This window comes from Pseudomonas sp. MF09156 (assembly GCF_059862305.1).
Genome location: NZ_JCBCUR010000020.1, coordinates 12444 through 27982, shown reverse-complemented (window position 1 = coordinate 27982; position 15539 = coordinate 12444). Strand labels below are relative to the sequence as shown.

1 protein-coding gene is annotated in these 15539 nt (G+C 58.1%); it reads left to right on the top strand.

All coding sequences use genetic code 11. The features are described from left to right. Positions 1–193 precede the first annotated feature (193 nt). Positions 194–15403 (top strand): retention module-containing protein, encoded by a 15210-nt coding sequence (locus AC19YY_RS27000; RefSeq protein ID WP_500605122.1) that lies wholly within the window; start codon positions 194–196, stop codon positions 15401–15403. The last annotated feature ends 136 nt before the right edge of the window (positions 15404–15539 follow it).

The window sequence follows — 15539 nt, the reverse complement described above, 5'->3', positions numbered from 1 at the left end:
GTGACATTAGCGAGGCGATTGTTTAGGATGGCGCCAATAAGGTCAATAGTTTGGCATAAAGTAAATCGCCAAAAAATATAGCCAATTATTTGACGTCACCCGTTTTATAAACTACGCACTTCCCAGGTTGATGAATCCCATAGGGTCTCAGCCACAGGAACACCCACAGAATGGATCGCCGGAGAAATCTTCAATGAGCAGTGTTGTTGCAATCGTCAAAAGCATTGTTGGCCAAGTTTTCGTCATTTCTCCGGAAGGCGCCCGTCGGGTGCTTGTTGAGGGTGATCGCCTGTTCGCCGGCGACCAGATAGACACCGGCATGTCGGGCGCCGTCAGCCTGGAGCTGGCCGATGGCCGCACCCTGGACCTGGGCCGTGATACCCAGTGGAGCGCCAACGCGCCCGACTCCAGCACCGACCTGAGCCAAGCCACCGCACAGGCCGCGCCTTCGGTTGCCGAACTGCAGCAGGCCATTGCCGCCGGCGCTGACCCGACCACCGACCTGGAAGCCACTGCCGCAGGCGCGACAGCTTCTGGCACGGGCGCTGCCGGTGGCGGCCACAGCTTTGTGATGCTCAATGAGACGGCTGGCTCGGTTGATCCGTCCATTGGTTTCCCGACGGCAGGCCTGGGGTTCGGTACCAATGCGTTGACCAACGAACTCGGCGGGCAGCCGACCGATCCCCTCACGGCAGCACCGTTGCCGTCGACCCTGTCGCTGAGCGCCACCCCGACCATCACCGAAGCCGGCGGCGTGCTGACCTACACCGCCACGGTGACCCAGCCGTCCACCAGCAACCTGACCGTCACCCTGTCCAACGGCGCGGTGATCACCATCCCGGCCGGCCAGGTGACTGGCTCCGTGAATGTGCCCCTGGCGCCCAACGACAGCCCGTACATCGATCCAGGCCAGATCAGCGTCACCGTCACCGGCACCACTGGCGGTAACAACCTGATCGTGACCGTCGACCCGACGCCGGCAGTTACCCAGATCACCGACACCATCGACACCACCACCGTGACCCTGACAGCAGGCGAAACGGTGACCGAAGGCGGTCAGATCACCTACACCGCGACGCTGACCAACCCGGCGCAGACGCCTGTCACCATTACCTTGAGCAACGGCTCGGTGATCACCATCGAGGCGGGTAAGTCCACCGGTACGGTGGTGGTCGACACGCCGGCCAACGATGTCTACACCAATGGCAGTACGGTCAGCACCACCATTACCGGGGCAACTGGTGGCAACTTCGAAAACCTGGTGCCCAACACCACACCAGCCGTCACGACGATTACCGACTCGGTCGACGACACCGGCGTAACCCTGACCGCGACCAACACGGTCACCGAAGGCGGCCAGATCACCTACACCGCGACGCTGACCAACCCGGCGCAAACCCCGGTGACCGTGACCTTGTCCAACGGTTCGGTGATCACCATCAAGGCCGGCGAGTCCGTCGGTACCGTAGTGGTCGACACCCCGGCGAACGACGTCTACGTCAACGGCAGCACCGTCACGACGACCATCACCGGCACAACCGGTGGCAACTTTGAAAACCTGGTGCCCAACACCACGCCAGCCGTCACCACCATCACCGATTCGGTCGACACCACCACGGTGACGCTGACTGCGCCTGGCGATGTCAGCGAAGGCGGCCAGATCACCTACATCGCCACGCTGTCCAATAAAGCGGACACCGACGTTACCCTGAAGCTGGACAACGGTTCGACCATCGTCATCAAGGCAGGTGAAACCGTTGGCTCCGTCACCGTCGATGCTCCGGGCGATGATGTGTTTGTCGACAAAAGCACGCAAACGGTAAAGATCGTCGAGACTAATGGCGGTAACTTCGAAAAACTGGAAGTGGCAGGCGATGGCGCGACCACCACCGTCAACGACACCATCGACAAGGTCGATGTGGTCCTGACCGCCACAACCACCGTGGGCGAAGGCGGTCAGATCGTCTACACCGCATCGCTGGTGGACAAGGCAGGTAACCCGGTCACCAACACCACCAATCCGTTGACCGTGACGCTGGACAATGGCCAGACCATCACCATTGGCGTCGGCCAATCCGCGGGCACTGCCAGCACTGTTGCGCCAAACGATGTGTATGAGGGCAACCAGACCGTCACCACCGCTATCACCAATGTGACCGGCGGCGCGCATTTCGAGAACCTGGTGCCTGGCACCACGCCGGTCAACACCACCGTGACCGACACACCCGGCACCACCGACACCACCACCGTCACCCTGACTGCGCCAGGCGAGGCCGACGAAGGTGGCAACATCACCTACACCGCGACCTTGAGCAACAAGGCCGGCAGCGACCTGACCCTGACCTTGAGCAATGGTGACGTCATCACTATCGCCAAGGGCGAGACGACCGGCCAGGTGACGTCCAAGGCACCGAGCGACGACGTATTCAAAGATGCAGGCCCGATCAACGTCACGATCAATCCGGACGTCGTGGGTGGCGGTTTCGAGAAGCTTGATATCGCACCGGGTGGGGCGACAACGCAGATCAACGACACCATCGACAAGGTCGATGTGGTGCTGACCGCGACCAAAACCGTGGGTGAAGGCGGCGAGATTGTTTACACCGCGACCTTGGTGGATAAGAACGGCGCGCCGGTGACTAACATCACCAGCCCTGTGACTGTGACTCTGGATAACAACCAGGTCATCACCATTGGCGTGAACCAGTCGAGCGGGACTGTTTCGGTTGTAGCTCCAGATGACGTGTACAAAGGCGATCAAACCGTTACTACCGGCATTAAAGAAGTCGCCGGTGGCGAGCACTTTGAAAATCTGGTTCCAGGTACCGATAAAGTCACCACCGTCGTGACTGATACCCCAGGTACCGATAACACCACGACAGTGACGCTGACGGCTCCTTCGGAAGTGAGTGAGGGTGGAAAAATCACCTACACCGCCACGCTTTCTAATAAAGCGGATACCGACGTCACCCTGACCCTCGACAACAAACAAACCATCACCATCAAGGCTGGCGAAACCGTCGGCACCGTGACGGTGGACGCTCCAGGCGATGACGTGTTCATCGACAAGAGCACCCAGACCGTCCAGATCACCGGCACTAACGGTGGCAACTTCGAGAAGCTTGTCGTTGCAGGCAACGGCGCGACTACCACCATCAACGACACCATCGACAAGGTCGATGTGGTGCTGACCGCGACCAAAACCGTGGGTGAAGGCGGCGAGATCGTCTACACCGCGACCTTGGTAGATAAGAACGGCGCGCCGGTAACCAACATCACCAGCCCTGTGACTGTGACTCTGGATAACAACCAGGTCATCACCATTGGCGTGAACCAGTCGAGCGGTACCGTTTCGGTTGTGGCTCCAGATGACGTGTACAAAGGTGATCAAACCGTTACTACCGGCATTAAAGAAGTCGCCGGTGGCGAGCACTTTGAAAATCTGGTTCCGGGCACTGATAAAGTCACCACCGTCGTGACCGACACACCGGGCACTGATAACACCACGACAGTGACCCTGACGGCTCCGTCGGAAGTGAGTGAAGGTGGAAAAATCACCTACACCGCCACCTTGAGCAACAAGGCTGACACTGACGTCACCTTGACCCTCGACAACAAGCAAACCATCACCATCAAGGCCGGTGAAACCGTCGGTACTGTGACAGTGGATGCTCCAGGCGATGACGTGTTCATCGATAAGAGCACCCAGACCGTCCAGATCACCGGGACTGACGGCGGTAACTTCGAGAAACTCGTGGTTGCAGGCGATGGCGCGACTACCACCATCAACGACACCATCGACAAGGTCGATGTGGTGCTGACCGCGACCAAAACTGTGGGTGAAGGCGGCGAGATTGTTTACACCGCGACCTTGGTGGATAAGAACGGCGCGCCGGTGACTAACATCACCAGCCCTGTGACTGTGACTCTGGATAACAACCAGGTCATCACCATTGGCGTGAACCAGTCGAGCGGGACTGTCTCGGTTGTGGCTCCAGATGACGTGTACAAAGGCGACCAGACTGTTACTACCGGCATTAAAGAAGTCGCCGGTGGCGAGCACTTTGAAAATCTGGTTCCGGGCACTGACAAGGTCACCACGACTGTTACTGATACCCCAGGTACTGATAACACCACGACAGTGACGCTGACTGCTCCGTCGGAAGTGAGTGAAGGTGGAAAAATCACCTACACCGCCACCTTGAGCAACAAGGCTGACACTGACGTCACCTTGACCCTCGACAACAAACAAACCATCACCATCAAGGCTGGCGAAACCGTCGGCACCGTGACAGTGGATGCCCCAGGCGATGACGTGTTCATCGACAAGAGCACCCAGACCGTCCAGATCACCGGCACCGATGGTGGCAACTTCGAGAAGCTTGTCGTTGCAGGCGATGGCGCGACTACCACCATCAACGACACCATCGACAAGGTCGATGTGGTGCTGACCGCGACCAAAACCGTGGGTGAAGGCGGCGAGATCGTCTACACCGCGACCTTGGTAGATAAGAACGGCGCGCCGGTGACTAACATCACCAGCCCTGTGACTGTGACTCTGGATAACAACCAGGTCATCACCATCGGTGTGAACCAGTCGAGCGGGACTGTCTCGGTTGTGGCTCCAGATGACGTGTACAAAGGCGACCAGACTGTCACTACCGGCATTAAAGAAGTCGCCGGTGGCGATCACTTTGAAAATCTGGTTCCGGGCACTGATAAAGTCACCACCGTCGTGACCGACACACCGGGCACTGATAACACCACGACAGTGACCCTGACGGCTCCGTCGGAAGTGAGTGAAGGTGGAAAAATCACCTACACCGCCACCTTGAGCAACAAGGCTGACACTGACGTCACCTTGACCCTCGACAACAAGCAAACCATCACCATCAAGGCCGGTGAAACCGTCGGTACTGTGACAGTGGATGCTCCAGGCGATGACGTGTTCATCGATAAGAGCACCCAGACCGTCCAGATCACCGGGACTGACGGCGGTAACTTCGAGAAACTCGTGGTTGCAGGCGATGGCGCGACTACCACCATCAACGACACCATCGACAAGGTCGATGTGGTGCTGACCGCAACCAAAACCGTGGGTGAAGGCGGCCAGATCGTCTACACCGCCACCCTTGTGGATAAAAACGGCGCCCCCGTCACTAACACCACTGGTCCACTGACCATCACCTTGGATAACAACCAGGTCATCACCATTGGTGTGAACCAGTCGAGCGGGACTGTCTCGGTTGTGGCTCCAGATGACGTGTACAAAGGCGATCAAACCGTTACTACCGGCATTAAAGAAGTCGCCGGTGGCGAGCACTTTGAAAATCTGGTTCCGGGGACTGACAAGGTCACCACGACTGTTACTGATACCCCAGGTACCGATAACACCACGACAGTGACCCTGACGGCTCCGTCGGAAGTGAGTGAAGGTGGAAAAATCACCTACACCGCCACCTTGAGCAACAAGGCTGACACTGACGTCACCCTGACCCTCGACAACAAACAAACCATCACCATCAAGGCCGGTGAAACTGTCGGCACTGTGACAGTGGATGCCCCAGGCGATGACGTGTTCATCGACAAGAGCACCCAGACCGTCAAGATCACCGCCACTGACGGTGGCAACTTCGAGAAGCTTGTCGTTGCAGGCGATGGCGCGACTACCACCATCAACGACACCATCGACAAGGTCGATGTGGTGCTGACTGCGACCAAAACCGTGGGTGAAGGCGGCGAGATCGTCTACACCGCGACCTTGGTGGATAAGAACGGCGCGCCGGTGACTAACATCACCAGCCCTGTGACTGTGACTCTGGATAACAACCAGGTCATCACCATTGGTGTGAACCAGTCGAGCGGGACTGTCTCGGTTGTGGCTCCAGATGACGTGTACAAAGGCGACCAAACCGTCACTACCGGCATTAAAGAAGTCGCCGGTGGCGAGCACTTTGAAAATCTGGTTCCGGGCACTGATAAAGTCACCACCGTCGTGACCGACACACCGGGCACTGATAACACCACGACTGTGACGCTGACTGCTCCGTCGGAAGTGAGTGAGGGTGGCAAGATCACCTACACCGCCACGCTTTCTAATAAAGCGGATACCGACGTCACCCTGACGCTCGATAACAAGCAAACCATCACCATCAAGGCTGGCGAAACCGTCGGCACCGTGACAGTGGACGCTCCAGGCGATGACGTGTTCATCGATAAGAGCACCCAGACCGTCCAGATCACCGGGACTGACGGCGGTAACTTCGAGAAGCTCGTGGTTGCAGGCGATGGCGCGACTACCACCATCAACGACACCATCGACAAGGTCGATGTGGTGCTGACTGCAACCAAAACTGTCGGTGAAGGCGGCCAGATCGTCTACACCGCCACCCTTGTGGATAAAAACGGCGCACCCGTCACTAACACCACAGGTCCACTGACCATCACCCTGGATAACAACCAGGTCATCACCATCGGTGTGGACAAGTCGAGCGGTACTGTTTCGGTTGTGGCTCCGGACGACGTCTACAAAGGTGATCAAACCGTTACTACCGGCATTAAAGAAGTCGCCGGTGGCGAGCACTTTGAAAATCTGGTTCCAGGTACCGATAAAGTCACCACCGTCGTGACCGACACACCGGGCACTGATAACACCACGACTGTGACGCTGACTGCTCCATCGGAAGTGAGTGAGGGTGGCAAGATCACCTACACCGCCACGCTTTCTAATAAAGCGGATACCGACGTCACCCTGACACTCGACAACAAACAAACCATCACCATCAAGGCTGGCGAAACCGTCGGCACCGTGACAGTGGATGCCCCAGGCGATGACGTGTTCATCGACAAGAGCACCCAGACCGTCCAGATCACCGGCACCGATGGTGGCAACTTCGAAAAACTCGTGGTTGCGGGCAACGGTGCAACGACGCAGATCAACGACACCATCGACAAAGTCGATGTGATCCTGACCGCGACCAAAACCGTGGGTGAAGGCGGCCAGATCGTCTACACCGCCACCCTTGTGGATAAAAACGGCGCACCGGTCACTAATACCACTGGTCCACTGACCATCACCTTGGATAACAACCAGGTCATCACCATCGGTGTGGACAAGTCGAGCGGTACCGTATCGGTTGTAGCGCCGGACGATGTGTACAAAGGCGACCAGACTGTCACTACCGGCATTAAAGAAGTCGCCGGTGGCGAGCACTTTGAAAATCTGGTTCCAGGTACCGATAAAGTCACCACCATCGTGACGGACACACCGGGCACCGATAACACCACGACAGTGACCCTGACGGCTCCGTCGGAAGTGAGTGAAGGTGGAAAAATCACCTACACCGCCACCTTGAGCAACAAGGCTGACACCGACGTCACCCTGACCCTCGACAACAAGCAAACCATCACCATCAAGGCCGGCGAAACTGTCGGCACCGTGACAGTGGATGCCCCAGGCGATGACGTGTTCATCGACAAGAGCACCCAGACCGTCCAGATCACCGGCACCGATGGTGGCAACTTCGAAAAACTCGTGGTTGCGGGCAACGGTGCAACGACGCAGATCAACGACACCATCGACAAAGTCGATGTGATCCTGACCGCGACCAAAACCGTGGGTGAAGGCGGCCAGATCGTCTACACCGCCACCCTTGTGGATAAAAACGGCGCACCGGTCACTAATACCACTGGTCCACTGACCATCACCTTGGATAACAACCAGGTCATCACCATCGGTGTGGACAAGTCGAGCGGTACCGTATCGGTTGTAGCGCCGGACGATGTGTACAAAGGCGACCAGACTGTCACTACCGGCATTAAAGAAGTCGCCGGTGGCGAGCACTTTGAAAATCTGGTTCCAGGTACCGATAAAGTCACCACCGTCGTGACGGACACACCGGGCACCGATAACACCACGACAGTGACCCTGACGGCTCCGTCGGAAGTGAGTGAAGGTGGAAAAATCACCTACACCGCCACCTTGAGCAACAAGGCTGACACCGACGTCACCCTGACCCTCGACAACAAGCAAACCATCACCATCAAGGCCGGCGAAACTGTCGGCACCGTGACAGTGGATGCCCCAGGCGATGACGTGTTCATCGACAAGAGCACCCAGACCGTCCAGATCACCGGGACTGACGGCGGTAACTTCGAGAAACTCGTGGTTGCAGGCGATGGCGCGACTACCACCATCAACGACACCATCGACAAGGTCGATGTGGTTCTGACCGCAACCAAAACCGTGGGTGAAGGCGGCCAGATCGTCTACACCGCCACCCTTGTGGATAAAAACGGCGCCCCCGTCACTAACACCACTGGTCCACTGACCATCACCTTGGATAACAACCAGGTCATCACCATCGGTGTGGACAAGTCGAGCGGTACTGTCTCGGTTGTGGCTCCGGACGACGTCTACAAAGGCGACCAAACCGTCACTACCGGCATTAAAGAAGTCACCGGTGGCGCGCACTTCGAGAACCTGGTTCCAGGTACCGATAAAGTCACCACCATCGTGACCGACACACCGGGCACTGATAACACCACCACCGTCACCCTGACCGCGCCAAGCGCCGTCAACGAAGGCGGCAAGATCACCTACACCGCCACCTTGAGCAACAAGGCTGACACTGACGTCACCTTGACCCTCGATAACAAACAAACCATCACCATCAAGGCTGGCGAAACTGTCGGCACCGTGACAGTGGATGCTCCAGGCGATGACGTGTTCATCGATAAGAGCACCCAGACCGTCCAGATCACCGGCACTGACGGTGGCAACTTCGAGAAACTCGTGGTTGCAGGCGATGGCGCGACTACCACCATCAACGACACCATCGACAAGGTCGATGTGGTGCTGACCGCGACCAAAACTGTCGGTGAAGGCGGCCAGATCGTCTACACCGCTACCCTTGTGGATAAAAACGGCGCACCCGTCACTAACACCACTGGTCCGCTGACCATCACCCTGGATAACAACCAGGTCATCACCATCGGTGTGGACAAGTCGAGCGGTACTGTTTCGGTTGTGGCTCCGGACGACGTCTACAAAGGTGATCAAACCGTTACTACCGGTATTAAAGAAGTCGCCGGTGGCGAGCACTTTGAAAATCTGGTCCCGGGGACTGACAAGGTCACCACGACTGTTACTGATACCCCAGGTACCGATAACACCACGACAGTGACGCTGACTGCTCCGTCGGAAGTGAGTGAGGGTGGCAAGATCACCTACACCGCTACGCTTTCTAATAAAGCGGATACCGACGTCACCCTGACACTCGACAACAAGCAAACCATCACCATCAAGGCTGGCGAAACCGTCGGCACCGTGACAGTGGACGCTCCAGGCGATGACGTGTTCATCGACAAGAGCACCCAAACCGTCCAGATCACCGGGACTGACGGTGGCAACTTCGAGAAGCTCGTGGTTGCAGGCGATGGCGCGACTACCACCATCAACGACACCATCGACAAGGTCGATGTGGTTCTGACCGCGACCAAAACCGTGGGTGAAGGCGGCCAGATCGTCTACACCGCCACCCTTGTGGATAAAAACGGCGCACCCGTCACTAACACCACAGGTCCACTGACCATCACCCTGGATAACAACCAGGTCATCACCATCGGTGTGGACAAGTCGAGCGGTACCGTTTCGGTTGTAGCGCCGGACGACGTCTACAAAGGCGACCAGACTGTTACTACCGGCATCAAGGAAGTCACCGGTGGCGCGCACTTCGAGAACCTGGTTCCGGGCACTGATAAAGTCACCACCATCGTGACCGACACACCGGGCACTGATAACACCACCACCGTCACCCTGACCGCGCCAAGCGCCGTCAACGAAGGCGGCAAGATCACCTACACCGCCACCTTGAGCAACAAGGCTGACACTGACGTCACCTTGACCCTCGATAACAAACAAACCATCACCATCAAAGCTGGCGAAACCGTCGGCACCGTGACAGTGGATGCTCCAGGCGATGACGTGTTCATCGACAAGAGCACCCAGACCGTCAAGATCACCGGTACCGACGGCGGCAACTTCGAAAAACTCGTGGTTGCGGGCAATGGTGCAACGACGCAGATCAACGACACCATCGACAAAGTCGATGTGATCCTGACCGCGACCAAAACTGTCGGTGAAGGCGGCCAGATCGTCTACACCGCCACCTTGGTGGATAAGAACGGTGCGCCGGTAACCAACATCACCAGCCCTGTGACTGTGACTCTGGATAACAACCAGGTCATCACCATCGGTGTGGACAAGTCGAGCGGTACCGTTTCGGTTGTAGCGCCGGACGACGTCTACAAAGGCGACCAAACCGTTACTACCGGCATCAAGGAAGTCACCGGTGGCGCGCACTTCGAGAACCTGGTTCCTGGGACTGACAAGGTCACCACGACTGTTACTGATACCCCAGGTACCGATAACACTACAACTGTGACGCTGACGGCTCCGTCGGAAGTGAGTGAGGGTGGCAAGATCACCTACACCGCTACCTTGAGCAACAAGGCTGACACCGACGTCACCTTGACCCTCGACAACAAACAAACCATCACCATCAAGGCCGGCGAAACTGTCGGCACCGTGACAGTGGACGCTCCAGGCGATGACGTGTTCATCGACAAGAGCACCCAGACCGTCCAGATCACCGGCACTGACGGCGGCAACTTCGAAAAACTCGTGGTTGCGGGCAACGGTGCAACGACGCAGATCAACGACACCATCGACAAGGTCGATGTGGTGCTGACCGCGACCAAAACTGTCGGTGAAGGCGGCCAGATCGTCTACACCGCCACCTTGGTGGATAAGAACGGTGCGCCGGTAACCAACATCACCAGCCCTGTGACTGTGACTCTGGATAACAACCAGGTCATCACCATCGGTGTGGACAAGTCGAGCGGTACTGTTTCGGTTGTAGCGCCGGACGACGTCTACAAAGGCGACCAAACCGTTACTACCGGCATCAAGGAAGTCACCGGTGGCGCGCACTTCGAAAACCTGGTTCCAAATACCGACAAGGTCACCACGACTGTCACTGATACCCCAGGCACCGATAACACCACGACCGTGACCCTGACGGCGCCGTCGGAAGTGAGTGAGGGCGGCAAGATCACCTACACCGCCACCTTGAGCAACAAGGCTGACACTGACGTCACCTTGACCCTCGACAACAAGCAAACCATCACCATCAAGGCCGGCGAAACCGTCGGCACCGTGACAGTTGATGCCCCTGGCGATGACGTGTTCATCGACAAGAGCACCCAGACCGTCAAGATCACCGGTACCGACGGTGGCAACTTCGAGAAACTCGTGGTTGCAGGCGATGGCGCAACGACGCAGATCAACGACACGATCGACGATGTGAAGGTTGTGCTGACAGCCACCACCAGCGTCGCCGAGGGCGGCCAGATCGTCTACACCGCAAGTTTGGTAGACAAGAACGGCGTGGCCGTGACCAACGTGGGTTCCGACCTGGTGATCAAGCTGGACAACAACTTGATCATTACCATCGGTAATGGCAAGACCAGCAGCACTGCCAACTTCACCGCGCCGAATGATTTCTACATCGGCGCCAAGGACATTTCCGCCAAGATCACTAGCGTGGTCAGCGGTGGCGACAAGTATGAAAACCTGATCCCGGTCGGCACGCCAGTGGTTACCAAGGTAACGGACGTGACGAACGACACCGTGATCACCATCGCGGGCGATACCTCGGTTACCGAAGGCCAGACCGCTCACTACACGCTGAACCTGACCCAGCCGGCAGCCACCGAAGTCACGGTGACGCTCTCGTATAAAGGCGTGGCCCAGGACGGTTCGGACTTCAACGGCGTGTACACAGTGAAGATTCCGGCCGGCCAAAGCAGCGCGACGTTCGATATCAAGACCATCGACGACAAGCTGACCGAGCCTACGGAGAAGTTCGAGATCAGTATCTCCGGGACCTCCGGCGGCAATTTCGAGAACCTGGCTATCAGCACCACCAACGGTAAAATCGAAACGTCGATCATCGACAACGACGCACCACCGGCCATCGACCTGGACGCCAACAACTCCAGCGGCGCCACCGGTAACGACTTCAAGACCACGTTCACCGAAGGCGGCACTGGCGTGTCGATTGCTGACACCGACATCCGCATCACCGACCCGGACAGCACCCAGCTGACGGGCGCCACGGTGGTGCTGACCAATACTCAGCCGAACGATTCGTTGAGCTACACCAGCGTCCCGGGCATTACCGTGACCCCGGTCACGGACCCGGTCACCGGCAAGATCACCCTGACCCTCACCGGTACGGCGTCGCTGGCTGACTACATGTTGCAGATCAAGAACATCACGTTCAGCAACAGCAGCGAAGACCCAAGCACCACGCCACGGACCATCACCGTGACCGTGACCGATGGCGGCAACTACTCGAACGTGGCGACTACCACGGTCAACGTAGTGGCGGTCAACGACGCACCGGTTGCCACTGGCAGTGCCGTCACCGGTACCGAAGACACGCCGCTGAAGCTGACCTGGGCCAACTTTGGGGTCACCGATGTGGATTCCCCGCAGGCCAGCCTCGGGGTGAAAATCACCGAGCTGCCGGTGGCCGGCAAGCTGCAGTACCTGGCAGCGGACGGCACGACCTGGACCAACGTGACCGCCGGCCAGACCTTCACAAAGGCGCAGATCGACGGCGGCCAGTTGCGCTTCACGCCAAACGCCAACGAATCCGGAGCCGACGGCTACGGCGGCACGGGTGTGGGCAACAAGCAGGCGGACTACGCACAGTTCAAGTTCCAGCCAACCGATGGCAAGGACCTGGGCACCAGCACCACCGTGAAAGTCGACATCACCCCGGTTGCAGATGCGCCGACCTTGAGCGTTGCCGATAACAACATTGCGTCGGTCGGCCTGACCAAGCAGAGCTGGAACAGCATTGCGAACCTGGGCACCAACGGCAACGGCGCCTCGCCGACCGTGTTGAAAAACGCCATCGATAACGCCGGCACGCCAACCAGCACGACGGTTTCGACCACCGTCCTACCTACTGCCGATGTGCCTGGCGGTGCCGGCTCGAAGACCTCCGGCCTGATCTACCTGGAAGCCGGCAAGTCGTACACCTTCAGCGGCTACGGCGATGACAGCATCCTGGTCAATATCGGCGGCAAAGATGTGGCCAGCGGTACCTGGGGCTCCAACTCCGGCCAGTTCAACGGTACGTTCACCCCGACCAGCAACGGCTACTACAGCATTGATATCTACCATGCCAACCAATCAGGTCCGGGCAGCTTTGATCTCAAGCTGTCGGTCAACGGTGGCACCGCAACCAACCTGAGCAACACCACGATGCCGATCTACACCGGCATCAACGACCTGATCAGCGCCGGCGCGCAGGTATCTGACCTGCACGGCACCAACGGCCAGGGCTACTACGACGCGTACAAGCTCAACGAAGGGCTGGAAAACGGCACGGTCAAACTGACCAAGGTCACCACCGGCCTGACCGATACCGACGGTTCTGAAACCCTGAGCGTGAAGATTGGCAGCATTCCGGTGGGCGCAGTGCTCAGCGATGGTGCCGGGCATACCTTCACCGCGACCCAGGGCCATACCGAGGTGGACGTCACCGGTTGGAACCTCAACAACCTGAGCCTCAAGCCACTGCCTTACACCAGCGGCCAGTACAACCTGACCGTGACCTCGACCTCCACCGAAAGCCTCGGCGGCTCTGCCCAAACCGTGGCTAATCTGCCGGTCAAGGTGTACCCGGCAACCTACAGCGGGAGCACGGCGACTTCGGGCGATGACAACGTCAGCGGTACCAGTGGCAACGACATCATTGTGGCGGACGTTTCGGGCCTGAACGTGGTCCAGGGCAAGAACTACAACATCGCGTTCATGATCGATACGTCGGGCAGTATGGGCGACGACTCGGTGGCGGCGGCGAAAGCCTCGCTGACCACCGTGTTCAACTCACTGAAAAACAGTATCGGCTCCAGCACCTCTGGCACCGTGAACATCTTCCTTGCCGACTTCGATTCCCAAGTCAACCAGACCGTTACGGTCAACCTGAAAGACCCAGGCGCCCTGGCTGCCCTGCAGAAAGTCCTGGACTCGATGGTGTCTGAAGGCGGGACCAACTACGAAGACGTGTTCAAGGCCGCATCCAACTTCTTCAACAGTGCCAAGGCGACCAGTAATACTGGCGCAATCAACACAACGTACTTCATCACCGATGGCCAGCCGACGTTTTACCAACGCAGCGAGCAGGGCAACCCGACCTTGTACGGCAACGTCAAGCTGGATGATGTCGTCAACATGAACAACTACACCTTAGGCACCGCCACCAGGATCACTATCGACTCGACTCACCTGATTGATATTGATGCTGTAGGGAAAATGACGCTCTGGATCAACAACGGGGGCTGGTCGCAGTACAACCCGGGAGTCATCCACGCCCAAGGGGATGGCACTTTTGAGCTGTCGGTGCGCGACGGTTATGGCAACTATACCGACACCGCCACCACCACCAACTCCAATAGCGCATTTGCACTGCTCAAGGGCCTGTCCACCGGCGGTGTCGAAGCCATCGGCCTCAACAGTGGCGTCAGCCTGGATCAGTTGAAACCGTACGACAGCGATAACAAGCCACAAGCCAACATCGATCCCAAGGATCTGGCCAACGCCATCCTCGGTAGCAGCGAAGCCACCCTGCCGGGTGCCGACCGTGTCGATGGGGGTGACGGCAACGACATCCTGTTTGGCGACCTGGTGAGCTTCCCGGGCATTACCGGCGAGGGCTACAACGCTATCCAGTCCTACGTGGCAGGGAAAAACGGCGTGGCGGTTGCTGCCGTCACCGGCCAGGATGTGCACAAGTACATCACCGAGCACTACAACGAGTTCAACACCTCGGGTGCCAAGGACGGTAATGACACCCTGCTGGGTGGCTCGGGTGATGACATCCTGTTCGGCCAGGGCGGCAACGACTACCTGGACGGGGGCAAGGGCAACGACATCCTGCTGGGCGGCACGGGTAACGACACGCTGATCGGCGGCCAGGGCAATGACATCCTGATCGGCGGTACCGGTGCCGATACCTTCGTCTGGAGATCCGGTGACGTCGGCAACGACGTGATCAAGGACTTCAAGGCCTCGGAAGGCGACCGTATCGACCTGCGCGACCTGCTCAAGGGTGAAACCGACAGCACCATCGACAACTTCCTGAAGTTGACCACGGTGGATAACGTGACCACGCTGCAGATCAGTTCCGAAGGCAAGCTCAACGCTGCCGGCGGCCTGGCCAACGCGGATGTGACGATCAAGCTGGAAGGTAACAACTGGTCCGGGCAGACGATCAATTCGTTGATCAGTGGTGCTGACCCGACCATCAAGGTCGATCACACCTAATGAACCAATGACCCGGCCGCCTCTTGAGGCGGCCGATTCATTTGCGGCCACCGTTCGCTGGCATGGGGCAACGATTGCACGGCATACTCACGCCCAATCGCGCTCCGTTGGCCTATGCTGCTGACAGGCTGTCGTC